This window comes from Rhodococcus sp. 15-725-2-2b (assembly GCF_002259075.1).
GTDB lineage: Bacteria > Actinomycetota > Actinomycetes > Mycobacteriales > Mycobacteriaceae > Rhodococcoides.
The window spans coordinates 167001-189826 of record NZ_NPFL01000007.1; the positions used below are offsets into that span (position 1 = coordinate 167001).

Annotated in this window: 25 protein-coding genes; 9 read left to right on the top strand and 16 right to left on the bottom strand. The window is 65.0% G+C overall.

Features of this window, described 5'->3' with window-relative positions:
* Nucleotides 1-20: 20 nt before the first annotated feature.
* Nucleotides 21-1217 (bottom strand): 4-hydroxyphenylpyruvate dioxygenase, encoded by a 1197-nt coding sequence (hppD, locus tag CH306_RS10600; RefSeq protein WP_094646561.1) that lies wholly within the window; start codon nt 1215-1217, stop codon nt 21-23.
* A gap of 180 nt (nt 1218-1397) precedes the next feature.
* On the opposite strand from hppD, the gene CH306_RS10605 reads away from it, so the two are divergent.
* Nucleotides 1398-1910 (top strand): Lrp/AsnC family transcriptional regulator, encoded by a 513-nt coding sequence (locus CH306_RS10605; RefSeq protein WP_032395390.1) that lies wholly within the window; start codon nt 1398-1400, stop codon nt 1908-1910.
* Between the two features lie 33 nt (nt 1911-1943).
* On the opposite strand, the gene CH306_RS10610 is transcribed toward CH306_RS10605, so the two are convergent.
* The 3 genes from CH306_RS10610 to CH306_RS10620 form a co-directional block, all read right to left on the bottom strand.
* Nucleotides 1944-3323, bottom strand: coding sequence for an SLC13 family permease (locus CH306_RS10610; RefSeq protein ID WP_094646562.1), 1380 nt, complete (start codon nt 3321-3323; stop codon nt 1944-1946).
* A 73-nt stretch (nt 3324-3396) separates the two neighbouring features.
* A complete protein-coding gene (locus tag CH306_RS10615) occupies nt 3397-4278 on the bottom strand; it encodes a hydroxymethylglutaryl-CoA lyase (protein WP_094646563.1) in 882 nt (293 codons plus the stop codon).
* A gap of 1 nt (nt 4279) precedes the next feature.
* Nucleotides 4280-5503 (bottom strand): CaiB/BaiF CoA transferase family protein, encoded by a 1224-nt coding sequence (locus tag CH306_RS10620; RefSeq protein ID WP_094646564.1) that lies wholly within the window; start codon nt 5501-5503, stop codon nt 4280-4282.
* 173 nt (nt 5504-5676) lie between these two features.
* Here CH306_RS10620 and CH306_RS10625 point away from each other — a divergent pair, with 173 nt between their 5' ends.
* Together CH306_RS10625 and CH306_RS10630 are read left to right on the top strand one after the other, a co-directional pair.
* Complete coding sequence (locus CH306_RS10625) at nt 5677-6216, top strand: gamma carbonic anhydrase family protein (RefSeq protein WP_256981124.1); 540 nt, start codon at nt 5677-5679, stop codon at nt 6214-6216.
* Between the two features lie 94 nt (nt 6217-6310).
* Complete coding sequence (locus tag CH306_RS10630) at nt 6311-6970, top strand: IclR family transcriptional regulator (protein ID WP_256981125.1); 660 nt, start codon at nt 6311-6313, stop codon at nt 6968-6970.
* 8 nt (nt 6971-6978) lie between these two features.
* Here CH306_RS10630 and fahA read toward each other — a convergent pair whose 3' ends face one another.
* The 4 genes from fahA to CH306_RS10650 all read right to left on the bottom strand — a co-directional run bounded on the left by fahA (nt 6979) and on the right by CH306_RS10650 (nt 10800).
* Nucleotides 6979-8145, bottom strand: a complete 1167-nt coding sequence (gene fahA / locus CH306_RS10635; RefSeq protein WP_094646565.1) for a fumarylacetoacetase — start codon at nt 8143-8145, stop codon at nt 6979-6981.
* A gap of 31 nt (nt 8146-8176) precedes the next feature.
* Complete coding sequence (locus tag CH306_RS10640; RefSeq protein WP_094646566.1) at nt 8177-8965, bottom strand: hypothetical protein; 789 nt, start codon at nt 8963-8965, stop codon at nt 8177-8179.
* Nucleotides 8962-10155: a homogentisate 1,2-dioxygenase gene (locus CH306_RS10645; protein WP_094646567.1), complete on the bottom strand. Its 1194-nt coding sequence runs from the start codon at nt 10153-10155 to the stop codon at nt 8962-8964. The genes CH306_RS10640 and CH306_RS10645 overlap by 4 nt, the downstream gene beginning before the upstream one ends.
* Before the next feature lie 72 nt (nt 10156-10227).
* On the bottom strand, nt 10228-10800 hold the full coding sequence (locus CH306_RS10650; RefSeq protein ID WP_094646568.1) for a MarR family winged helix-turn-helix transcriptional regulator: 573 nt from the start codon (nt 10798-10800) through the stop codon (nt 10228-10230).
* Between the two features lie 49 nt (nt 10801-10849).
* On the opposite strand from CH306_RS10650, the gene CH306_RS10655 reads away from it, so the two are divergent.
* Nucleotides 10850-11059, top strand: a complete 210-nt coding sequence (locus CH306_RS10655; RefSeq protein WP_094646569.1) for a hypothetical protein — start codon at nt 10850-10852, stop codon at nt 11057-11059.
* Here CH306_RS10655 and CH306_RS10660 read toward each other — a convergent pair.
* Nucleotides 11031-11432, bottom strand: a complete 402-nt coding sequence (locus CH306_RS10660) for a hypothetical protein (protein ID WP_094646570.1) — start codon at nt 11430-11432, stop codon at nt 11031-11033. The genes CH306_RS10655 and CH306_RS10660 overlap by 29 nt on opposite strands.
* 83 nt (nt 11433-11515) lie before the next feature.
* On the opposite strand from CH306_RS10660, the gene CH306_RS10665 reads away from it, so the two are divergent.
* The 4 genes from CH306_RS10665 (at nt 11516) to CH306_RS10680 (ending at nt 15868) form a co-directional block, all read left to right on the top strand.
* Nucleotides 11516-12397, top strand: coding sequence for a dioxygenase family protein (locus CH306_RS10665; RefSeq protein ID WP_094646571.1), 882 nt, complete (start codon nt 11516-11518; stop codon nt 12395-12397).
* A 212-nt stretch (nt 12398-12609) separates the two neighbouring features.
* Complete coding sequence (locus tag CH306_RS10670) at nt 12610-14031, top strand: lipase family protein (RefSeq protein ID WP_373453970.1); 1422 nt, start codon at nt 12610-12612, stop codon at nt 14029-14031.
* A gap of 54 nt (nt 14032-14085) precedes the next feature.
* Complete coding sequence (locus CH306_RS10675; protein ID WP_032395380.1) at nt 14086-14727, top strand: TetR/AcrR family transcriptional regulator; 642 nt, start codon at nt 14086-14088, stop codon at nt 14725-14727.
* Between the two features lie 31 nt (nt 14728-14758).
* The gene (locus CH306_RS10680; protein WP_094646573.1) at nt 14759-15868 is read left to right on the top strand and encodes a CaiB/BaiF CoA transferase family protein; all 1110 of its coding nucleotides are present in this window, start codon (nt 14759-14761) and stop codon (nt 15866-15868) included.
* Here CH306_RS10680 and CH306_RS10685 read toward each other — a convergent pair.
* Both CH306_RS10685 and CH306_RS10690 read right to left on the bottom strand, forming a co-directional pair.
* Nucleotides 15865-16596 (bottom strand): SIMPL domain-containing protein, encoded by a 732-nt coding sequence (locus CH306_RS10685; RefSeq protein WP_256981126.1) that lies wholly within the window; start codon nt 16594-16596, stop codon nt 15865-15867. The two genes, CH306_RS10680 and CH306_RS10685, sit on opposite strands and share 4 nt — an antisense overlap.
* A gap of 38 nt (nt 16597-16634) precedes the next feature.
* Nucleotides 16635-17186: a YceI family protein gene (locus tag CH306_RS10690; RefSeq protein WP_094632044.1), complete on the bottom strand. Its 552-nt coding sequence runs from the start codon at nt 17184-17186 to the stop codon at nt 16635-16637.
* A 66-nt stretch (nt 17187-17252) separates the two neighbouring features.
* On the opposite strand from CH306_RS10690, the gene dhaL reads away from it, so the two are divergent.
* Complete coding sequence (gene dhaL, locus CH306_RS10695) at nt 17253-18905, top strand: dihydroxyacetone kinase subunit DhaL (RefSeq protein WP_094646575.1); 1653 nt, start codon at nt 17253-17255, stop codon at nt 18903-18905.
* On the opposite strand, the gene CH306_RS10700 is transcribed toward dhaL, so the two are convergent.
* The 5 genes from CH306_RS10700 to CH306_RS10720 all read right to left on the bottom strand — a co-directional run bounded on the left by CH306_RS10700 (nt 18889) and on the right by CH306_RS10720 (nt 22735).
* The gene (locus CH306_RS10700) at nt 18889-19374 is read right to left on the bottom strand and encodes a GAF domain-containing protein (RefSeq protein ID WP_045198226.1); all 486 of its coding nucleotides are present in this window, start codon (nt 19372-19374) and stop codon (nt 18889-18891) included. The two genes, dhaL and CH306_RS10700, sit on opposite strands and share 17 nt — an antisense overlap.
* On the bottom strand, nt 19350-20012 hold the full coding sequence (locus CH306_RS10705; RefSeq protein ID WP_179273027.1) for a DUF998 domain-containing protein: 663 nt from the start codon (nt 20010-20012) through the stop codon (nt 19350-19352). The genes CH306_RS10700 and CH306_RS10705 overlap by 25 nt, the downstream gene beginning before the upstream one ends.
* 36 nt (nt 20013-20048) lie before the next feature.
* Nucleotides 20049-21050 carry a hypothetical protein gene (locus CH306_RS10710; RefSeq protein WP_179281799.1) on the bottom strand — a complete coding sequence of 334 codons (1002 nt, stop codon included), beginning with the start codon at nt 21048-21050 and terminating at the stop codon, nt 20049-20051.
* A 123-nt stretch (nt 21051-21173) separates the two neighbouring features.
* Nucleotides 21174-21590, bottom strand: a complete 417-nt coding sequence (locus tag CH306_RS10715) for a very short patch repair endonuclease (RefSeq protein ID WP_094632050.1) — start codon at nt 21588-21590, stop codon at nt 21174-21176.
* Nucleotides 21587-22735 carry a DNA cytosine methyltransferase gene (locus CH306_RS10720; RefSeq protein ID WP_179273026.1) on the bottom strand — a complete coding sequence of 383 codons (1149 nt, stop codon included), beginning with the start codon at nt 22733-22735 and terminating at the stop codon, nt 21587-21589. The genes CH306_RS10715 and CH306_RS10720 overlap by 4 nt, the downstream gene beginning before the upstream one ends.
* Between the last annotated feature and the right edge of the window lie 91 nt (nt 22736-22826).

Here is a 22826-nt window from a genome sequence, read left to right on the forward strand (position 1 = left end):
GGCGTCGAACAGATCACGAGTCAGAAGTTGCCGCGAGCGTCCTGCTCACGCTCGATGGCCTCGAACAAGGCCTTGAAGTTGCCGATGCCGAAGCCGAGCGAGCCATGGCGTTCGATCAGCTCGAAGAACACCGTGGGGCGATCGACCAGAGGCTTGGTGAAGATCTGCAGCAGATACCCGTCCTCGTCTCGGTCCACGAGAATTCCACGCTTCTGCAGTTCTTCGATCGGTACCCGGACGTTGCCGATGCGGGCCCGCAGTTCCGGGTCCTCGTAGTACGAATCGGGGGTGGCGAGAAATTCGACGCCCGCTGCGCGCAGGGCATCGACCGAAGACAGAATGTCGTTGGTCGCGAGCGCCAGATGCTGTGCGCCCGGGCCTCGATAGAAGTCGAGGTACTCGTCGATCTGCGATCGCTTCTTGGCGACGGCCGGCTCGTTCAGCGGGAACTTCACGCGGTGGTTGACGACCTTGCTCATCAACGCCGAGTAGTCGGTTGCGATGTCGGCTCCGACGAACTCGGCCATGTTCGTGAATCCCATGACGCGGTGATAGAAGTCCACCCACTCGTCCATCTTGCCCAACTCCACGTTGCCCACCACGTGATCGAGGGCCTGAAAGATCCGCTTGGGAGCGCCTACCGGTCGCTGCAGTGTCGACGTCCGCGGCACGTAGCCGGGGAGGTATGCGCCGGTGTACCGGGATCGGTCGACCAACGTGTGCCGGGTGTCGCCGTAGGTGGCGATGGTCGCAGTCCGCACCGTGCCGTGCTCGTCGGAGATATCGGTTGGTTCCTGCAGTACTCGCGCGCCCTGCGCCCGCGCATGCTGGATGCATCGATCCACATCCGGGACGGCCAGTGAGATGTCGATGACGCCGTCGCCGTGCCGCGTGTGGTGCGCCACCAGGTCGCTGTCAGGATCGACGGCTCCCTTGATGACGAATCGCACTGCGCCCGAATTGAGTACGTACGCGTGGTGGTCGCGCTGGCCTGTCGTCGGGCCGGAGTACGCCACCAATTCCATGCCGAAGGCGGACTGGAAGAAGTGCGTGGTCTGCGTCGCGTTGCCGACCACCCACACGATGGCGTCCCAGCCGCTGACCGGAAAGGGGTCGCGTTTGTCGTCGTACTCGACCAGGCCGACGAGCTGACGCAATTGTTCGGCGTCGAGATCGGCCAACCGTTCGTCGTCGTTGAGGATGTTGTCGAGGCTCATTGAATCTCCCTGTTGCCGAGCTGGCGTCGTGTCGACCAGTTGTTCCGTCGAGCAAAACATCTGGCGGATAGGTCGTCAATCGACCTCGTTTCTACTGTCTCAGCTGTACGGATAGCGCAGACGATCTCTCGTTTTGCTATACGATATGTCTAGAAAATACGATGACCACCGAGGTGCACGATGGAACCGACGCTCGACAAGCTGGACCGCGCAATACTCGCTGCGCTGCAGGACAATTCGAGAATCGGGGTGCTCGAGCTGTCACGGAACCTCGGGGTGGCACGGGCGACGGTGACAGCGAGGCTGCAACGGCTGGAGGACAGCGGTGTCATCACCGGATACCGGCCGCGAATCGGTTTGGCTGCAGCAGGTTACGGGGTCCAGGCGTTCGTCACTTTGGAGATCGCGCAAGGTGCGCTCGGCGACGTCGTCGCTGTGCTCGAGCAGATCCCCGGCGTCCTGGAAGCCTTCGCCACCACGGGTGCCGGTGATGTGTTGTGCCGAGTCGCGGCTGCCTCGCACGACGATCTGCAACGAACTCTTATCGTACTCAACCAGTCTCGTACGATCGCCCGGTCGACGAGTGTGGTGGTGCTTTCGGAGCTGGTCGAGTTCCGAACGATGCCGCTGCTGAACACCGCAGAGACCGATCGAACGCCGAAAGCCCCCGCCTACCGACCCTCGCGGGAATGAGGGCGGTGAGCAGGGGCGTGTCGGTTCGCCGAGTCAGGTGACCGACGGTGCAACCACAGTCAGAAGCCAGACCGTCGGCGGGGCGAGCAGAACGACGAGTCCGCAGTACCCCAGCATCTTTCGCTGGAATCGGGCCTTGTCGTCCACTCGTGCTTCGGCCAGGACCATGACACCGTTGGTGGAGAACGGGCTGACGTCGACCACCGTCGCCGAGAAAGCAATGGCAGCAACGAATCCGATGGCACCCAGCTCACCGGCGGCGAGCATCGGTGCAGCGAGGGGTAGGGCGATACCGATGGTGCCGATCGACGATCCGAATGCCGAGATGATGGCCACCGCGTAGCAGAGGATCAGTGCCGTCAGCAGTGGTGAGCCGAGGGCCGACGCGGCGTCGCCGAGGAATCCCAGTGTGCCGTTCTGGGTCATGACCGTCATGTAGGTCTGGACGCCGCAGACGAGGACCACGGCGGGCCAGGCGATGTTGTCGACCACCTTGGGGTGGGTCTTGGGTGCCAACAGCAGCAGCACCACCGACACGCAGATCGCGCTGACGCCGATGTCGACACCCAAGGTCACCGACAGCAGTACCAGGGCGGCGATGCCGAGGAGCGTGAGGATACGCACTCGATTCAGCGGAACGGGCTGATCGGGAACCGTTGTGACCGAGGCAGCTTCGATGGGATCGGCCTCGACTTGCACTGCGGTGCCGCCACCGCTGCCCTCGGGCAACCCGGTGTGGCCCGGACGCGGTCCGGACGGCGTCGGCAGCCCGCCCGCCTGGTCGCGCAGGTCCTGAACGTCGAACGCACGCGTTCGATCTGTGATCAGGTCGCGGCCGAGAACGAGGAAGAGCACGAGAGCGATGAAGGTGTTGAGCACGAACGGGATGAGGAACAGGGCCAGCGGATGTGAGCCGACTCCGGTGGAATCCATCAGGCCGTTGACGAAAGCGCCGTACAGGTTGATCGGGGAGAAGCAGCACGCAAGAGCGCCGTGGCTCACGACCATGCCCATGAGGAAGGGATTGATGTTGTTGCGCTTGGCCAGTGGCATCGCGATCGGTGCCAGCATGCCGACGGCGAGAACGGAGCCGAGGGCCATCAGCAGCCCGGACAGCAGGAACATCATCCACAGAATGGCCCAGCGTCGCCCGCCCACCAGTCGGAGGGAACGATCGATGACGACGTCGATGGTTCCGTTGGCTTTGGCGATGGCGAACAGCAAGGTGATGCCGCCGACGATGATGAACGTACTACCGGGGAATGCGTCGATGATGTCGTCGATGGGGATGCCGGATATCGCGCCACCGATGAGGAACGCGCCGGCGAAGGCGAGTAGACCCATGTTGATGGGAGTGATCGTCGCGACCGTGAAGATGGCGATGAGGGCGACGATCGAGATTGCGTAGACCATGGCTGGCCTTTCGGACGGAGGATGAGGTTGTGCCGCGGAGGAAGCGGCGATGCGCGGGCCGGAGCCCGCCTGATCACAGTGCGGAGGCGGGGGTGGGGAGAGGTAGGGCGCGATCGACCACTGCACGAGCGAGATCGGCAGCGGCGGTGAGACCGTCAGTGTCGATACCGGTGTCGATTCCGGCGCGATGGAACGTATCCACGAGCTGTTCGGTGGCCAGGTTTCCGTGCGCGCCCGGGGCGAAGGGACAACCGCCGTACCCGGCGAGTGCGCTGTCGAAGTATTCGATCTCGAGGTCGAGTACTGCACGTACCGCGGTGTCGAGGGCCTGATCGTGAGCGTTGTGCAGATGCAGGCTGATTGTCAACTCGGGCAACGCTGTTCGTACGGCGTCGACACCGGTCAGTACCTGGTCGGTGGTGGCGATCCCCAGCGTGTCGGCCAGACCGAGGCTCGATACACCGATGTCGGCCATGCGTTCACACACTTCGACGAGCCGCTCGGGCGTGATGACGCCGTCGAACGGGCACACGAATGCGGTACTGACCCCGCCGATGAATGTGCGGTCCGGATGCAGTGCGACAGCGGAACTCAGATCGCGCAAGGCGTCGTCGGGCGAGCGTCCGGCGTTGGCGCGGCTGTGGCTCTCGCTGGCGGACGTGATGATCTGGATCACGTCGATGTCCGTCTCGGCTGCCCGGTGGACACCCCGACTGTTCAAAGTCAGTGCACTGTAACGACTTCCGTCTCGGCGGGCTGCGCGTTTCACGACTTCCTCGGCGTCGGCCATCTGCGGCACCCGGGTGGCAGAGACGAACGACGCGATCTCGAGCGAGGTGATGCCCGACGCAAGGGTTGCATCGAGCACCGCCAGCTTGTCCGCGGTGGGGACGATGCACTTCTCGTCCTGCAGACCATCGCGGAGATAGACGTCGGTGATGTTGACGCGCGGCATTTCAGATCACCTTCCTGGCGCGGAGATCGTCGAGCTGCTCCTCGGTGAGACCGAGTGTGCGGCCGAGAACATCGTCGGTGTGCTCGCCCAGATCCGGGCCCGCCCACTTGACGGCGGTGGCGGTGTCGCCGAAGCGCGGAACCACTCCGGGAAAGCGCACTTCCTCGGTGCTGCCCTGTTCCACCGAGACTTTCAGAGGCTGCACCATGCCGCGGGCGACGAAGTGCTCGTCCTCGGCGATCTGGCCTGCGTCGAATACCTCTCCGACGGGAACGCCTGCAGCACCGAGCTCGTCGACGACCACGGAGGTGGGGCGCGCCGATGTCCACGACGAGATCGCCTCGTCGAGCTCGGCCTCGCGCTGAAATCGTCTGTCGCCGTCGGCCAAGTCGGGGTCCGCGGCCAGGTCTGCTCGGCCGACCGCGGTCATGAGCCGGCCGAACACGCTGCTCGAGTTACCGGCGATCATGACGCTGCCGTCCTGGGATGGATAGATCCCGCTGGGGACCACGCCGGGAAGATTGCCCGCTGTGCGCTGGCGGACGGTGCCGTATGCGTCGAAGTCCGGGACCAGTGATTCCATGGCCATGAACACTGCTTCGTAGAGTGCGACGTCGGCGACCTTGGGCCGAGAATGATCTCCGCTGCGTTCTCGAGCGAGCAGCATCACCAGAGCGCCGACAGCTCCGTGGAGTCCGGCCAGGACGTCTCCGATGGGTGCGGCCGGGCGCACCGGGTCGCGATCTGCGTGCCCGGTGACGTGGCGAAGTCCGCCGAAAGCCTCTGCGACACCTCCGAATCCCGCGCGATCGCGATGCGGGCCGGTTTGACCGTAGCCCGAGATCCGCACCAGGACGACGTCGGGATTGACTGCCTGCAGACGATCGGGCCCGAGACCCCACCGCTCGAGTGTGCCGGGTCGAAAGTTCTCGACGACAACATCGGCGGTTTCGACCAGGCGCAGCGCCAGATCGCGGCCGTCGTCGGTTCGAAGGTCGAGGGTCACAGAATGCTTGTTGCGGGCAATGGTCCGAAACATCATGGAGGTGTCTCCGCGGCTTCGACGCCAGCCGCGGAGTTCGTCTCCGACGCCGGGGCGTTCGATCTTGATGACTTCGGCACCGAAGTCGGCGAAAAGACGACTGGCGAACGGTGCGGCGATGAAGTTGCCCAGCTCGATCACACGGATTCCGTGCAATGGGCCGTTCTCGGTAGTGGTGGACACCGGTGGTCACTCCCTGCAGTTGGGTAGTAGGTCCGAGTGAAGATGTGATTATCATTATTTGATAAACAGATTATCTTCTGGTAGGAATGACCATAGTGCGCTGGATCACTGATGACAAGCACTGTGACGTGGATTCCAGAAATAGCTGTACCGATGGAAGGGAACAGGAACTCATGACCGATACGAGCTCAGGGTCGATGCTGCTCGCGCTCGAATGCGGATCTCCGAACGTCGAAGCGTCCGCATGGGTCGCCCCCACTGCGACGCTCGTCGGACGAGTGAATCTGGGGCCGGGCAGCAGTGTCTGGTATCGGGCCGTTCTCCGCGCCGACTCCGAGGAGATCACGGTCGGCAGTGGGTCCAATATTCAGGATGGCGTTGTCGCACATGTGGATCCGGGCTATCCGCTCGCGATCGGTGCGAACGTGAGTGTGGGACACAATGCCGTCCTGCATGGTTGCACCGTCGGCGACGGAACACTGGTCGGCATGGCTGCCGTCATCATGAACGGCGCAGTGGTGGGAGAGAGCTGCCTCGTTGCGGCGGGCGCGCTGGTGACCGAAGGCGCTCGTATTCCGCCCAGATCGTTGGTGGCGGGTGTCCCCGCCAAGGTTCGGCGGGAATTGACCGACGAGGAGGTCGAGCACTGCACGGCCAACGCGCTCACCTACCGCACCTTGGCCGGAGTCCACCGTGGTGCTCGGCGCTGCTGACGGCGTCGCGGATCGGTCCGACACCTATGCTGCGTAGTCAGTGTCGGTCAGGTCGCCGGTGCAGTGCCGGAATCGAAAACGGAGGTCGACAGCAGTGACGGACGGTAGCGCCGACACCACCACCGGGGTTCTGGCTCGGGCCGCAGTGATTCTCAACGCCGTCGAGGCGTGTCCGCGGACCACCGGCGACCTCGCCAAGATGCTGGGTCTGTCTGCATCGACGGTCTATCGGCTGGTCGGCGAGATGGTGCGGTACTCGATGCTGCGCCGGGACAACGACGGTCTTGTTCATCCCGGTGATCGCTTCGGTACGTCCACTCTCGGCGGACTCGCCGTGCCGATTCTCAGGCGTCTGCGGCAGGAGACCGGCGAATCCGCGCAGCTGTGGGTACTGCGGGGATCGCATCGGTTGTGTCTGGTGTCGGAGGATTCGGAGCACGAACTCCGGGCGTCCTTGCCCGCGGGGGCGCTACTTCCGCTCGGAGCGGGGTCGGCCGGTCACGTGTTGGCAGGCGACCTCGACGCCGACGCCGAGCGTCGGGCCCGCGGGTGGTGGGAATCGGCGTCGGAGCGAACCCCGGGCCTGACCTCGGTGAGTGCACCGGTCCGCCGAGACGAGCGCATCGTCGCCGCCGTCTGTGTCGCGGGTCCGATCGAGAGGGTGGCGACGTCGGCCGGCCTGCTGTGGGGGCAGGCCGTGCGCGACGCAGCGCTGGAGATCGAGAAATCTCTGGTCGTGCGATCCGAGTGGTAGCCAGTCGTTCAGGCCGGCGTGATCCGGCCCCGGACGTCACCGAAGCCGATGCGCGAGCCGTTCGGCCCCGGGGCGCTGGCGGCAATGACGACCTCGTCGCCGTCCTCGAGGAAGGTGCGGGTCTGCGCGCCGAGTGACACCGGTTCCTTACCACCCCAGGTGAGTTCGATGAAGGCACCGCGCTGATCCTTCTCGGGTCCCGAGATGGTGCCCGAGGCGAACAGGTCACCGGTTCGGCTGGTTGCGCCGTTGACGGTCTCGTGCGCCAGCATCTGCGCCGGCGACCAGTACATCGCACTGTAGGGCGGGTGGGAAACGGCATGGCCGTTCCACGAGACCGTCAGATCGATGTCCAAAGCCCACGAACGAGATTCGCGGAGGTACTCGAGCGGCTCCGGATCCTGAACCGGCGTCGAGGTTCGCGCGTGTTCGAGCGCGAGCAGGGGAACCACCCACGGTGAGATGGACGTCGCGAAACTCTTGCCGAGATTCGGCCCCAGCGGCACGTACTCCCAGGCCTGGATGTCGCGAGCCGACCAGTCGTTGACGACGACGGCACCGAACACGTGCTCGGAGAACCGATCCGGCGGTATGGGTCCGTCGGACGGAACACCGACGACGAAGCCCATCTCTGCCTCGATATCCAGTCGCCGACTCGGACCGAACGTGGGCGACGCCTCGTCGGGTGCCTTGCGTTGACCGCACGGCCTCCTGACGTCGGTACCGGAGACGAACACCGTGCCGGCCCGGCCGTGATACGCAACGGGCAGGTGCTTCCAGTTCGGTAGCAGCGGTTCGGCATCGGGGCGAAAGAGTCGACCCAGGTTGGACGCGTGGTGCTCGGAGGCGTAGAAGTCCACGTAGTCGGCCACCGCGAACGGCAGGTGCATCGTGACATCGGAAACGGACACGATTGCGTCCGTGGGGGTGGTGCCACTGATGAGCATGTCGGTGACGGACGTGCGCACCTCCACCCAGCGGGTGCGTCCACGGGACATGAACGCATTGAGGCTGGGCGAGGCGAAATCGGGATCGTCCACAGCGACGGAAAGATCGATCACCTTGTCGCCGTACCGAACTCCTACGCGTGCGTCGGTACCGGGAGTGCTGAAGATGCCATAGGGGAGGTTGTCGATTCCGAACTCGGAATCGGCGGGGATGTCGATGTGCGTCATGGACGGCGCTCCTGATGTACGGGGGTGGGGCTCACAGGGGTGGCACGAGGCCGAGGGCGACGAGATCGTCGAGGGGTTCGCGGACGCTGCAGGTACCGAAGGAGGCGAAAGCGCGTTGGCCCTCGATCCCGGCGACGAGCCCGGCGAGGACGTCTGCATCGCGGATCGCCAGTATCTTCTCGAGCTCGCCGACTCGCGCGCCGCTGTGGGCGGCCTGCGCCGCGAGGATCACGTTGAGGAAGCCGTGTTGCTCGAACCCGTTGTCGGGATCGGTGTTACGAGCCGCATGGTGCAACCCCGCGGTCGCTTTGAAGTGAACCTCGCGCCGAGCCGCCTCGTAAATGGACGCGGCGAGCTCCTGTTCGTCCGGATACTGGTCGGCCGTGACACCGCCGGTCCTGAATTTGGCGCGATACCCGAACTCGTCGACGGCGTCGAAGATGTCGTCTCGTCGGGAGTCTCGGGGAATTTCGACATAGATGTCGATGTCCTGAGTGATGTTGCGCAAGGCGTCGATGCTCGTGCCGTCGGGTACTGCCACTTCGACGGCAACAACCGTCACCCCGGCGGTACGGTCGGCGACTCGCAGGCCTGCCTCCACGCTGCCCGGGCCGGCCGGTGCGGTCAACGCCACCTCCATCCGAGCACCGAGGACAAGCTCGTTCACCCGGTCCATCGGAACGACCAACGGGCCGACGAGGTCTGCGAAAGAGCTGCCCCGGTACTCGAGATGTTGTGCCGCAGCAACATCGAGCGGCGCATTGCCGGGAGGGAAAACAGCGGCATCGTCGCACAGGCGATGAAAGAACTTTGGAATCATCGGTTCGGTCCCCGGCCTGCCCAGGTCCACGCATACCCGGTGTCCTCGCACGCCAGCGCACCTTCGCCCAGTTCGAGCGGGCGGAACGTATCGACCATGACGGCCAGTTCGTCGAAGAACTCGGCACCGATACTGCGTTCGTAGGCACCGGGTTGCGGCCCGTGGGCGTGCCCGCCTGGATGCACCGAGATCGAACCCTGGCCGATTCCGGAACCTTTGCGGGCCTCGTAGTCGCCGCCGACATAGAACATGATCTCGTCCGAGTCGACGTTGGAGTGGTAGTACGGCACCGGAATCGCCAGCGGGTGGTAGTCGACCTTGCGTGGAACGAAGTTGCAGATCACAAAATTGGAACCCTCGAACGCTTGGTGCGCGGGCGGTGGTTGATGCACGCGGCCGGTGATCGGCTCGTAGTCGGAGATGTTGAACGTGTACGGGTACAGGCACCCGTCCCACCCCACCACGTCGAACGGATGCTGCGGGTAGACGTAGCGCGTTCCGACGATGCCCGTCGAACCACGATGTTTGACAAGCACTTCCACGTCCGTTCCCTCCGCGAGCAGAGGCTCGGATGGACCGTGCAGATCGCGCTCGCAGTAGGGCGCGTTCTCGAGCAGCTGGCCGAACTTCGACAGGAAGCGCTTCGGTGGCGCGATGTGGCTGTTGGCCTCGATGGCGTACGCGCGCAGGGTGCCGTCGGGAATCCAACGGTGCGTCGTCGAACGCGGAATGAGCACGTAGTCACCCTGCTGTGCCTGGAGGGTTCCGAATACCGTTTCCACTGCAGCAGAACCGGATTCGATATACACCATCTCGTCACCGATCGAATTGCGATACAGCGGTGAGGTTTTCGACGCGACGACATAGGACAGTCTGACGTCGGCGTTACCGAGGACGAGTCGCCGGCCGGTGACGACGTCGGTGTCGGCGACGACGGAGTCCGGGAACAGCTCGTGCAACGTCAGGTGTCGCGGCTTCAGCGGATGGTTCGGCGTCGTCGATTGATCGGGAAGCTCCCAGACCGTGGCATCGACAATGGCCGAGGGAATGTGGCGGTGATAGAGGAGAGACGAGTCCGAGGAGAAGCCCTCTTCGCCCATCAGTTCCTCGAAGTAGAGGTTGCCCTCTGGAGTTCGATGCTGGGTGTGCCGCTTCGGCGGCACCGATCCGAGCTGGCGGTAATAGGCCACGTCGTCGCTCCTGGGTCGAGTTCACCGGATGTAGTAAATACATTAACTATTTCGACGTGATCTACGCAACCGTCAGTTCCGTCCGCGGACGTCGAACTGGCTTCGATTGGTGATCAGCTTGGTCAACAACATCACCAGAATCCGCTGCTCGGGCTCGGTGAGCGCGCTGGCCCACGCGTTCTCCCGCTCGTTCTGCTCGGCGAACGTCTCGATCATCTCTGCGTGACCACGCTCGGTGAGGGCCAGGCGAACCGAACGCCCGTCGGACTCGTCGGGGGTGCTGACGAGCAAACCGCCCGCGATCAGGGATTTTGACAGGTTCGATACGGTCGCGCGACTCATGCCGGTCAATTCGGCGGCCCGCTTCGGCTCGATCGGACCCGCCAGCCACGTGACGAACATCAGCCGGAACGACGACCATGACCAGCCTCGCGGGCGATGAACCGTCGACTCCAGGTCGTACGTGACGATGTTCGACGCCCGGTTGAGCGTCAGTAGAACCTCTGTGGCCAGCTGATGCTCGAAGCCGTACTTCCGGGCCAACGTGCTGTTGGCGGTCTCGATGAACGACCAGAAATCGGGCTCGGGTGAGTCGGTCACGGATTCACTGTAACCACGAAACCATCTGATCAACACCTTTATCATTTCGCTGGGCGCGATACGTGCCTCGTCCCGCAGGAGTCATGATGGACGCATGAGCTCGAAGAACCTGTTCGGCGGCCCCCGGACCCTGCTGATCGTGGCCGCGGTGGTCGTCGTGATCGCACTCGTCGCTGCCGCTGCAACGCTGATCGTCCGCGCCGTGCTCGGGCCGCCCGAGGGTGAGAACAAGTTCGAGATTCAGGGCTACGCCGTCGTGCAGGTCGATCCCCAGGTCAGCGACCTCGAGCTCGCCACACGTTAGCCGACTCCGCGGCGACCTGAGGGTCGTGCGTCTGCTGAAAGTTCCGCCCGCCGCGGGCGAAGGTGTGCAGCGTCGCGGCCGGTACCCGATGTTCGGGAACGGGCTCGTCGGTCCACTCGCAGTCACGTACGAAAGTCATGTTCGACGCCACCGCATCGGCGCTGTGGTCCTGGCGAAGCGGACCGGATATTCGGCCGAGGAAGTACTCGCCGCGCTCGGTACGCGTCCAGACCCAGGAGCCGTCCGCGACCTGCTCGAAGCGCTCTACCCGTCGTAGTGATCGTTCGTCGTCGGCCGCCATCCCGCAGAGTCCGAAGGTGAGGGCACGTTCGACACCCCCGGGCATCGGTGCGCGGTAGACGGCGTCCGGCATAGGGCCGAGCGTAGCGATGCTGGCCAGAATGCACGATCGATGCTAACTTGAAGGTTCAACTTAATCACTTCGAAGGACCTGCCATGCCATCTGTGATCAACCCGCCGGTCGCGGGCGCAGCGTTCGACGCGTTTCTCGCCGATGCCGCGCCCGCGAGCCGTTCGCAGAAACTGTGGACCCCGAGCGACGGGCCGATGCCCGCCCTCTACATCAGCCACGGCGCACCACCGGTCTTCGACGACGCCCTGTGGATGGACCAGCTGTTCACCTGGTCGCAGTCGATGCCCAAGCCGAAAGCGATCCTCATCGTCAGCGCGCACTGGGAAGAGGCACCGCTGAGTCTGTCCGCCTCGGGTGCCGCAACCCCATTGGTCTACGACTTCGGTGGATTCGCTCAGCGCTACTACTCGATGGAATATCGGACGCCCGACGCCGAGGAGCTGGCCGCACGCGTTGCCGCGGCCATTCCGGCGTCGGAGAACCTGCATCAGCACAACTCCCGCGGCCTCGACCACGGTGCCTGGGTTCCGCTGAAGGTCATGTACCCCTACGCCGATGTTCCCGTTCTGCAGTTGAGCCTGCCGACGCACGCTCCCGATCGGCTGATGGCGATCGGTGCCGCGTTGAAGGAACTTCGCGCCGAGGGAGTTTTGGTGATCGGTTCCGGGTTCATGACGCACGGTCTGCCGTTCCTGTCCCGGGAGAATTTCGCCACCAACACTGTGCCGACCTGGTCGGAGGACTTCGATCTCTGGGCGGCCGACGCGTTGTCGCGTGGTGACGTCGCGACTCTGGCGGACTTCCGTAGTGCTGCGCCGGGGATGCCGTACGCCCACCCCACCGTCGAACATTTCACGCCACTGTTCGTCACTCTGGGTGCCGCCGAGAACCCGGAAGCTCCGGTGACCACCGCCATCACCGGCTTTCAATTCGGTTTGGCGAAGAGGTCCTTCGCGGTCGCGTGATGTCGTAGGAGGGGCAGGCATGGCCGGCTGGAGATGGAATCGGTTCACTTCTGAATTCTTTTCGAACCGGGGATTGTTATCCACACCACTTCGCTCTACAGTTCTCAGCACCATCTCGGACATCGGTGTCCAAGATGGTCGGATGCGCTGTACGAACTGACGCCGGGCGCGCGTCCTACGGAGCCCGTCCTCCGGCGCGAAGGAGTACAGCCGTGTCTTCTGCTCGATCTTGGACGCTTTGGGTCGCAATCGGCCTGGTGACGGTCGTAGCCGCCATTGCGGCGACGACCAGTCCCGCTGCCGCTGCACCCGACGTCAGCGATCCGCCCGAGGTGGTGGTTCAGCCGCCTCTGGCACCGTTCACGTGGCCGACAATCCCGGAGTTCGACACCGGCTTCTACCGTCCTCCCGCCGACGTCGTGGCCGCGGCCGAACCAGGTCAAATCATCGCCGCTCGGCCCGTCGAGCTGGCCACTCTCAATGTCATCCCCGCACAGGTGGACGCCTGGCAGCTGTCGTTTCGGTCCAACAACGGACGCGACGAGCCGATAGCTGCGGTCACCACGGTCATCAAGCCCCGTGGCGTGCCCGCGGCACCGCGCCCGCTGATATCCATCCAATTGGCCGAGGATTCTCTCGCCGCCTACTGCGCGCCCTCGTATGCGATGCGAGCGGGGGCAATTCCCTGGCCGGTCACGGGCGCAGTGACGTCGGGTGCCCAATTCCTCGAGGTGCAGGCAGCGTTGGCTCAGGGCTGGGCGGTATCGGTACCCGACCATCAAGGTCCGAACAACTCGTTCGCCGCGGGGCCGGTCGCCGGTCGGATCACCCTCGACGGCATCCGAGCGGCCGAGAACTTCGCGCCGATGCAGTTGTCCGGGGAGGCCACCAAGGTGGGGATGAGCGGCTACTCCGGTGGCGCGATAGCCACCGGTCATGCAGCCGAGCTGGCCGGAAGCTACGCGCCCGAGCTCGATATCGTCGGCGTCACCGAGGGCGGAACCCCGGCTGAACTCGGGGCCCTGGTCGACAACGCGAACAACGCCCTCGGCTCCGGCATCGTCGCTGCCGGCATCATCGGTGCCAGCCGCGAAGATCCCGAGTTGGCCGACTTCATCGACCGGCACATCGATCCGCTCGGCCGAACTTTGTTCGCGGCCAAGGACAATCTCTGTGTCGGCTACTCGTCGGCGCTGCTCCCGTTCGTCAACCTGAAGGGTTTCCTGCATACCGACGGCGACCCGATTCAACAACCCGTGGTGAAGAAGGCCCTGTCCGCGATGCGACTCGGTGGCACCACCCCGAACATGCCGCTCTACGTCTACCACTCGAACCCGGATTGGCTGGTGCCGATCGGGCCGGTCAACGCGATGGTCGATTCGTACTGCAGCCGTCCCGGTGCCGATGTCACCTACACCCGTGACCATTTCAGCGAGCACATCACTCTGGAGCTGATTGCCTTTCCGAGCGCGGTGTTGTGGATGCGCGACCGGTTTGCCGGTGTTCCTGTGGAACCGGGTTGCCGAACGAACGATGTCGGCTCGATGGCGCTCGACACACGTGCACACCCGCTCTTCGTCGATGCCGTCGGCGAGATGATCGCCGGACTGTTCGGCAAGCCGATCGGGGCGTGACGGGCCCGATCGGCGTCAGGCCCGCTAGACAGTCACCGGCGGTAGACTCCGCCGGTGACTGTCGCCGACGATCAGGGCCGCATCTACGCCGGACAATCGTCCGCCGCGCGCAAAGCCGATCGACGCGCACGGTTTCTGCAGGCCGGGATCGAGGTCATCGGGGTGCGCGGATACGCAGCCACTTCGGTCGCCCATATCTGCACCGCGGCCGGTTTGGCGCGCAGTCAGTTCTACAGTGAGTTCGCCAACCGTGAGGCGCTGCTCGTGGATGTCTACGACCTGATCCAAGACGACGCGTTGGCTGCAGTCGTCGCCGCACTCGACGGGCAAGTCGACCGAGACCGACGCGCGCTGGTCGTCGCCGCGATGACCGCCTTGGTCGGATCGATCGGAGGTGACCCACGGCGAGCGCGGATTTCGTATCTGGAGATGCTGGGTGTCAGCGATGCCGTCGAACAGCACCGGACGCGCCGCCGTGCACAGTGGGTGGAATTCTTCGAGAACACCCTGCGCTCGGAAGTCGGTTCCGACTTCGTTCCACCGGGTGGATACCGTTTGGCTGCAACAGCATTCCTCGGAGCGCTCACCGAGATCGTCTCCGACTGGTCCCGTACCGCCCCGCCCCGGCCACCCATCGAGCTCATCGTCGAGACGATGGTCGCCGTGCTGGGAGCCTTCGTTCCCGACCTGAACTGAACTGCAGGGTGCCGCGCAATACAGTGGACCGATGACAGCTGCCACCGGACCACTCGCAGGACTCGTGGTCGCGGACTTCTCTCGTGTACTCGCCGGACCGTACGCGACGATGATGCTCGGCGACATGGGTGCCGAGGTGATCAAGATCGAGCGACCCGGAATCGGAGACGACACCCGATCATGGGGTCCCCCGTACGACTCTGCCGGTACGGCAACCTATTTCAACTCGGTCAACCGCAACAAGACGTCGAGGTTCATCGACCTGCAGTCCGAGACCGGCGTAGCCGAGGCACGTGAGATCGTCGCCGGCGCGGACATCGTGATCGAGAACTTCCGGGCCGGCGCGATGGACCGCCTCGGCCTGGGGTATTCGACGCTCTCGCAGTGCAATCCCGGTCTGATCTATTGCTCGATCACCGGTTTCGGCACCGGCGGGGGAGCAGCGCTGCCGGGCTACGACCTGGTGGTTCAGGCGGTCGGCGGGCTGATGAGCGTCACCGGCCCGGACGCCGAGGCACCGACCAAGGTGGGTGTGGCGATGGTCGACATCGTCACCGGACTCCATGCGCTCAGCGGAATCCTTGCGGCGCTGCATCATCGATCGAACACCGGTGCCGGCCAGCAGGTGCACACCTCACTGATGGCGTCGGTGCTGTCCGCATTGAGCAACCAGTCGTCGGCCTATCTGGGGGCCGGTGTCGTGCCCGTGCCGATGGGCAACAAGCACCCCTCACTGGTGCCGTACGAGGTGTTCGAGACCGCCGATCGACCCCTCGCACTTGCCGTGGGCAACGACCGGCAGTTCGCTGCCCTGGTCGAGGTTCTCGGATCGCCTGCACTGGCAGCGGACGAGCGCTTTTCGTCCAATTCCGCTCGCGTTAAACATCGAGACGAGCTGGTCGACGTTCTGACCTCGGCGTTGAGCGCCCGCACCGCGGACGAGTGGTATCGAGAACTGATGGCCCGCAACGTTCCCGCGGGACCGGTCAATTCTCTCGAGGAGGCCTTCGCGTTCGCGGAATCACTCGGTCTCGAACCGCGCGTGCAGGTTCCGGGTTCAGTGGCCGACAGCGTCCGCAACCCACTGGACTTCTCGGCAACACCGGTGAACTATCGCCTGCCACCGCCCGCCGAGTTCTAGTTCAACGCCCACTTCACCGACACGGACACACTGACCGTCTGCTGGCCAGGTTCGATGGGCACCGCCGTGTCGAACGAACTGGCGGAGTCGCCGAACGTCCTCGGCTGCTCCTGGCCGGTGATCGACTCGGTGATCGACAGGACGTCACCGAGTTCGCCGCCTGCGAGCGTCGCGTACTGCTCGGCGCGATCGCGGGCATCGGCGAACGCCCTGGACCGGGCATCGGTGATCAGCTCGGAATCGTCGTCGATCTTGAACGAGACCCCGGAGATTCGGGTCGCGTTGCCACCGGCCGATGTGGCGTCGCCCAACACTTCGGACGCCTTCGACAGGTCGCGAACCGTCACCTGCAAGGTGTTGGTGGCCTGATATCCGGAGATGGCCGAGGTACCGCCCGACAGAGCACCGGAATACTGCGGGTCGATCGAGACCTGCTGAGTCTGGATGTCCTCGCGAGCGACGCCGGCCGCGATGACCGCGTCCGTCACTTCGGTCACCGCAGCGTTAGCCTGTTCGATCGCGGCGGTGACGTCCTCGGCCGTGGCCTGGACGCCGATCTGGGTTGTCAACGTATCCGGTGCGCCCTGGACTTCTCCGACGCCGTTGACGTTCACACCGGGAGGTCCGTCGGGGGACGTGGTCGCTGGACTGCTGCAGCCCGCAGTCAGGGCTACGGCCAGCACCAGGGCCGATGCGCAGGATCCGGCCAACCATCTGTTTCGACTCACCGCCGTAGTGTCCACCATTGCAGGTGAATTGGAAAGGCTCAGGGCTTGCGATACTCGGCGTCGAACGTCACGGTGACCTCGTCGACCACCTTCATGGCTCCGAACATCTGCGAATACGGAGTGATCTTGTAATCCGACTGACGCACAGTGGTTTCGGACCCGACACGCCACCGATCGCCGAGGTCCGTGACGTCCACATCCACGGTGATCTCCCTCGACACACCGTGGATCTCGGCCGTGCCCGCCAGCCTGAATCCGGAGTCGACGGCCGTGATCTCGGTGGAGTGGAAACGAATCGACGGATATCGGTCGGCGTCGAAACTCTTGAGCGCGTTGGCTTTCGCAACGATCTTCTCCGGTCCGATCAACGGTGTCAGTCCACCCTCGCCGTGGACCACGTCGAGTGAACTCACCTCGGCGGTCAAGGTGACAGCGGTAGGTGCGTCCCCGGCCCACTCGACTGTCGCAGCCCAGGAGGTCATCGCGATCGTGAGGCGATGCCCCATCTTGGATGCCCTTCCTGTGACATCCGTGCGAACAGCCAACTGCCCGCCGTCGGATGCGTCGAGCGTCCAGGTCTCGGTACTCATCCCCCGACTGTATCCGTCCCGCAGAACCGACGACGGGACTCAGGCGCAGGTGGTTAGGGTGGAGGCATGTTCTCCAATTCCCCTCGAACATTCGTCGCCGACGCCCTCCGCGGCTTCGTCGCCGCCACCGACGACGTCGCCTGGCATGCCGACCCCGGCTACCTGACGCGTCGCTATCGCATCTCCGACGGCCAGGTCGCGCTGCTGTCCGGTGGGGGATCGGGCCATGAGCCGCTGCATGCCGGCTTCATCGGCCGCGGCATGCTCACCGGCGCGTGCCCGGGCCTGGTGTTCACCTCACCCAATGCCCTCCAGGTGCACGAGGCATCCAAGGCCGTGGACTCGGGCGGCGGCGTGGTCCACATCGTGAAGAACTACACCGGCGACGTGATGAATTTCAAGATCGCCCGAGAGTTGTTGCAGGAGGACGGCATTGTCGCCGACGTCGTTCTCGTCGACGACGACGTGGCCAGTGAGAGCGAGGACGGCCCTGGCCGCCGCGGCACCGCAGCGACCATCGTCGTCGAAAAGGTGTGCGGCGCAGCGGCAGAACGCGGAGACAGCCTGCAGGCGGTGGTCGCGCTTGGGCGTCGGACCGCGGAGAACGCACGCAGCATGGCCGTCGCGATGAATCCGCCCACATTGCCGGGAGCGGACGAACCGTCGTTCGACCTCCCGTCGGAGGAAATCGAACTCGGCATCGGCATCCACGGAGAACGCGGCACCGACCGGGTGCCGCGCCTGCCCGCCCAGGAGATCGTCGCGAAACTGACCGATCCCATCGTGGACTCGCTCGGGTTGAACTCGGGCGAATCGGTGATCGCGGTGGTCAACGGGCTCGGAGCAACGCATCCGCTGGAGCTGCATCTGCTATTCGGTGAACTCTCGGAGTACCTGCACGGCAAAGGGATCGAGATCTCCCGCTCGCTCGTCGGCAGCTTCGTCACCGCGCTCGACATGGGTGGAGCCTCGATCACCCTCGTGCGCGCCGACGACGAGATGCTCGAGCTCTGGGACGCCCCAACCGACGCACCCGGTTGGCCCAACGCCCACAGCCGCGGCGTGAAGTCGGTGGGCGAACGTGGAGGCTTCGGACCCTCGTTCGAGCCCTCCGACACCGGAGAGGTTTCGGCGTTCGCCTCGACGTGGATCGGGACTTGGGCGCAGCGGGTACTCGACGAAGAACCGGCCCTGACCGAGCTGGACCGCAAAGCAGGCGACGGCGACTTCGGAACCAACATGGTGGCCGCCCTCGAACAGCTCGATCTCGATGCCGTCAAGGACACCTATTCGGCAGCAACGGTATTCGAGGCCGTCAGTGAGGCCTACCTGGGCCACGCGGGCGGTACCTCGGGCGCGCTGTTCGGGATCTGGTTCCGCCAGTTCTACCGGACGATGCTCGAATCCGAGCCAGGTACTGCTGCCATCGCGGCCGCGGCCCGGGCAGGCCTGGACAGCATCACCGAACTCGGTGGCGCACGGGTAGGCGACAAGACGATGGTCGACGCCATCGCCCCTGCCGTCGATGCACTCGAGAAGGACGGCGGCACCCTGCAGCAGGCCGCGGACGCCGCGAAAACCGGAGCCGAATCGACCGAGGACATGACCGCCAACCGCGGCCGCGCCAGCTACGTCGGCGAGGCCGCGCGAGGCGTCGTCGACCCCGGTGCGCTGGTCATGGCCTGGTTCTTCGAGGCAGCTGCTAGCTCAGCGAACTGAGAAAGACCTCCGCGATCGCTTCGAGGCCGGCCTGATCGTCGGCGTCGAAGCGGTCGGGAACAGGGCTGTCCAGATCGAACACACCGATCAGGGTCTCGCCCTGGTACAGCGGTACGACGACCTCGGAGCGTGTATTGGCATCGCACGCGATGTGACCGGGGAAAGCGTGGACGTCGGCGACGCGCTGCGTCTCGCGGGTGGTCGCTGCTGCTCCGCAGACACCCTTGTCCAGGGCGATGCGCACGCAGGCGGGCTGACCCTGAAACGGCCCGACCACCAGTTCAGTGCCGTCGAACAGGTAGAAGCCGACCCAATTGACCTCGGGCAGAGCGTGATACACCAGCGCAGACAGGTTGGCGGCGTTGGCGACGAGGTTCGATTCCTCGAACACCAGGCCACGGGCCTGCTCGGTGAGCTGCTGATACTGCTCGACCTTGGATCCGTTCAGTTCGGTCGCGGTGAAAGACATGCGCCGAGTTTAAGCGCACACCCCAGCACCACCAGATACGCCGACATGCCGCCTACCTGTATCCGTTGCGCGATGCCGAGACCGTACTCACCGGGCAGATTGTCGGCGATCAGCAGCCACGCGGTAGCCAATGACGTCACGATCAGGACGGCCAGGCCCAGCGTGCGCAGCAGCGGGTAGAGCCGGTAGCGAAATGCGGCCACCGTGAACGCGATCATGACGGTGAAGATCGCGAACACCGCGATGGTGCTGGTCAGCGCATGCAGGTGATGGAGTTGCGGGAACAATCCGCTCGGCTCGATCGGACAGCTCGGATCGTCGGCCGCCACACACTCGAGGGGGAGTTTCGCGTCGGCGATGGTCGCAATGCCGAAGATGCCCGACGCCACCCAGCCGGTGACGACGAGCCGTCGTCGCGGGGTTGCCAGGAAGCCGAGAATCGCCGCGAGAATCATCAACGAACCCGTGACGACGTCCGCGGTGGAGAAGAATTCGCGGTACGGCTGATCGCGGGCGTCGAGTTCGCTGAGGAACGATGTGGTTGGGTCGAGACCGGTGTCGAGGAAGAATTCGGCCACCCAGGCCGAGTACAGCAGGCCGGCGAGGATCAAGCAGATCGCCACTACGACGCGGCGCATATCCACGCCTTCGGTTCTCGAACGCACCGACCAAGGCTAGCCAGTGAGTACCTCGGCGGTTGCCACCGCCAGTGCGACGGCGGACTCGCAGCTGTCGGTCAGGACGGACAGTGTGGGAACCGTGCGGGCATAGCGCGCGGCAGCATCGTCTTTCTCGGGCATGCCGAGCACGGGGTTGCCCAGCACGATGTCCGCGAAGCACGACGAATCCGAGGCGCGTGTCTCGACGGTGTAGCCGCCCTGCTGGACGGGCTCGCTGTCGGTCGAACGCAGATCCGAGTCGACGTACGTGAGCGTGACGTCGAGCATCGCCAGTGAGTCCTCGAACGTCGACGACGACGCCGTGAAGTGGCAACGGTACGGATCGGACGCGGGGTTCCAGCGGGCCACCGTCCAGGTTGCGGGCAGGTGTTCGAGGACGGCGCACGGGTCCTTCGTGGCCAGCGGAAGGTTGTACTTCGAGTCGGCCCGCAGTGGTGGATCGTCCAACAGGCTCAGTGCGGTCTCGGCGAAGGTTGTCGCCGCGGCACACGCGTCGGCGACAGCCCGATCGACGTCGATCGTGGCAAAGCTACGACCGGATTCGGTGAGGAAGCCGTCCATGGCCCCGGTGGCGGCCCCGTCGAACTCGTCGCGCAGCGGAAAGCTGACGCGGCACTGCCCTTGCGACAGGTCGTGGAGATACACCTGTTCGCCGCCGATCGTGATCCGCTCGGTGTCCGGGTCGTCCGGCGTCGGCTGATATCCGTTCAGATCGATCGAGACGGAGTCGGTGGCGCTCGAGTTCGCCGGGTTCAGACTGGCCGAGCACGCGCTCAATTCGCCGTCGGGGCGCAGTTGCACCACCGTGCCGAGCTCAGCGAGGTCGTTTTCGGTGAGAAAACCGCAGGGGTCGAGACTGCGTACGAACGCCGCCGAGTCCGCTAGGTACCGGTCCGCCTCGGACAGCACGAATCCGTACCGGTTCTGCGGCGCACTGCTGACGGGGGAGGCGCTGCCGAGCACGACCACCGCGCACCCGCTCGTCGATACGGCCATCGCCAGCGCTGTTGCCGCAAGCCACCAATTTCTACGCACCGTTTCCCCCGGAACTCGAATCAACCGATCATGGGGTTGGACGCGCGGGGGCCGGAGATGGTTTCAGTCTCCGGACAGGTTGTTTCAGTCTCCGGAAAGTTCGTCGACCACTCGATCGGCGGCCTCGGCGGGGTCCTCGTGTTCCCAGATTCGTACGACGCGCCAGCCCTCCGCGAGGAGCTTGTCGTCGGTGTCGCGATCGCGCGTGACGTTGGCCGCCAGTTTGTCGGCCCACCACTGCGCGTTGTTGCGGGGCTTGGTCGCGTGCACCGGGCAGCTGTGCCAGAAGCAACCGTCGACGTAGACCGCGACTTTGCGTTTGGGGAAGACCAGATCTGCTCGACGCCTCATGCCCTTCAACGGAGCTCGATCGACGAAGTAGCGCAGACCTCGACGGTGCAGTGCCTGCCGTAGCGCCACCTCGGGCTTGGTGTCGCGTCGTTTCTGCTTGCTCAGTCGCGCGCTGGTCCTGGCGTCGGTGGCGGGCCGGTCTCCGCTCACGCCGACACCCTCTCGGCGTACCCGCCCATGCGTTCGAGATGGGCGTCGAGGTCGTCGAGAAAGCCGTCGACGAAACGGAGATTGCCCGCTCTGGCTCGCTTGAGGAACCCGGCGGTCGCTCGCGCCGAGAGCAGCTTCGCGTCGTCCAGGAAATCGATCAGGTCCTCGTACGGCTCGTGCACCGGCATGGTCGTCACCGCGACCCGATAGCTGGTGCGATCGCGTCCCCAGGCTGCGGTCGGCCAGGCCTGACCAGGCAGCAGAGCCGTATCGTTCGAGGCGTCGTACGGCTGGGGATCGTCGAGTGCGCTCGCCGCCCAGGACGCCATGCGCACACTGACGGCGTTGCCGACGAGCTTCCAGCGATGTCCGCTGCGGACGCCGGGCTGCTGGACGGCGGGCAGCGTCCACTCCGGATCGAATCCCTGCAGACGTTCGGCACCGATGATCCCGGGAGTGACGATCTCCCCGGACGGCAACCGAACCGCCGGCGGACTGGCTATGCCGAGCGAGGATCCGCCCTTGAGCGTCGGGACCGCATTGACGGCCCAGCCCAGCCCGCGAATGCCTTCGGTCCAGTAGAAGCCGCACGGCTGCGTGGCCGGGTCGCCGTCGGGCAGCGGTCCTGCATCCTGCGAGAACAGCACCTCGCGTGGATCGTCGGTACGCGAGGCCAGCATCACCACCCGCTGCCGACGCTGCGGCAACCCGAACGCGCGGGCGTCGACGACGCGGTAGGCCCACATGTAACCGAGGTCCTCCAGCGCGTTGGTGATGTGTCGCATGGCCGCCCCACGGCCGAGTTGGAGCATGAACGGCACGTTCTCCATCAGCAGCCATCGCGGGCCGCGTCGACGCGAGACCAGCCGAAACACCTCGTCGACCAGGCCCGATCTGGCACCGGTGATGCCTGCGGTGCGGCCGGCCTGCGAGAGGTCCTGACAGGGGAAGCCGGCCGCGACGAGTTCGGTGTCGGCGGGCAGGCTTCGAAGAGTGGTGACGTCGGTGTGCAGGGGTACCTCGGGCATGCGCGCTTTCAGGACGGCCCCGGCTCCGGGATCGATCTCGCACAGCAACTGCGTCGTCCACCCTGCGTCGGCCAACCCCAGCTCGAGCCCGCCGATCCCCGCGAACAACCCGACCATCGACCGTGCGCTCACGTATGCCCTTCCCTTGCCCGACGGCCCTACGTTACTCGAGAGTCGGTTCGCTTGACCTCGACCGAGCTCGAGGTTT

What these genes read in the sequence shown, in the direction of transcription:
- CH306_RS10650 (WP_094646568.1), bottom strand. Translation starts at nt 10,800, where the DNA reads ATGATAAAGGTGTTGATCAGATGGTTTCGTGGTTACAGTGAATCCGTG.
- CH306_RS10665 (WP_094646571.1), top strand. Translation starts at nt 11,516, where the DNA reads ATGCCATCTGTGATCAACCCGCCGGTCGCGGGCGCAGCGTTCGACGCG.
- fahA (WP_094646565.1), bottom strand. Translation starts at nt 8,145, where the DNA reads ATGACGCACATCGACATCCCCGCCGATTCCGAGTTCGGAATCGACAAC.
- CH306_RS10710 (WP_179281799.1), bottom strand. Translation starts at nt 21,050, where the DNA reads ATGGCCGTATCGACGAGCGGGTGCGCGGTGGTCGTGCTCGGCAGCGCC.
- hppD (WP_094646561.1), bottom strand. Translation starts at nt 1,217, where the DNA reads ATGAGCCTCGACAACATCCTCAACGACGACGAACGGTTGGCCGATCTC.
- CH306_RS10655 (WP_094646569.1), top strand. Translation starts at nt 10,850, where the DNA reads ATGAGCTCGAAGAACCTGTTCGGCGGCCCCCGGACCCTGCTGATCGTG.
- CH306_RS10605 (WP_032395390.1), top strand. Translation starts at nt 1,398, where the DNA reads ATGGAACCGACGCTCGACAAGCTGGACCGCGCAATACTCGCTGCGCTG.
- CH306_RS10705 (WP_179273027.1), bottom strand. Translation starts at nt 20,012, where the DNA reads ATGCGCCGCGTCGTAGTGGCGATCTGCTTGATCCTCGCCGGCCTGCTG.
- CH306_RS10610 (WP_094646562.1), bottom strand. Translation starts at nt 3,323, where the DNA reads ATGGTCTACGCAATCTCGATCGTCGCCCTCATCGCCATCTTCACGGTC.
- CH306_RS10660 (WP_094646570.1), bottom strand. Translation starts at nt 11,432, where the DNA reads ATGCCGGACGCCGTCTACCGCGCACCGATGCCCGGGGGTGTCGAACGT.
- CH306_RS10700 (WP_045198226.1), bottom strand. Translation starts at nt 19,374, where the DNA reads ATGTCTTTCACCGCGACCGAACTGAACGGATCCAAGGTCGAGCAGTAT.
- CH306_RS10680 (WP_094646573.1), top strand. Translation starts at nt 14,759, where the DNA reads ATGACAGCTGCCACCGGACCACTCGCAGGACTCGTGGTCGCGGACTTC.
- CH306_RS10615 (WP_094646563.1), bottom strand. Translation starts at nt 4,278, where the DNA reads ATGCCGCGCGTCAACATCACCGACGTCTATCTCCGCGATGGTCTGCAG.
- CH306_RS10720 (WP_179273026.1), bottom strand. Translation starts at nt 22,735, where the DNA reads ATGGTCGGGTTGTTCGCGGGGATCGGCGGGCTCGAGCTGGGGTTGGCC.
- dhaL (WP_094646575.1), top strand. Translation starts at nt 17,253, where the DNA reads ATGTTCTCCAATTCCCCTCGAACATTCGTCGCCGACGCCCTCCGCGGC.
- CH306_RS10640 (WP_094646566.1), bottom strand. Translation starts at nt 8,965, where the DNA reads ATGATTCCAAAGTTCTTTCATCGCCTGTGCGACGATGCCGCTGTTTTC.
- CH306_RS10690 (WP_094632044.1), bottom strand. Translation starts at nt 17,186, where the DNA reads ATGAGTACCGAGACCTGGACGCTCGACGCATCCGACGGCGGGCAGTTG.
- CH306_RS10625 (WP_256981124.1), top strand. Translation starts at nt 5,677, where the DNA reads ATGACCGATACGAGCTCAGGGTCGATGCTGCTCGCGCTCGAATGCGGA.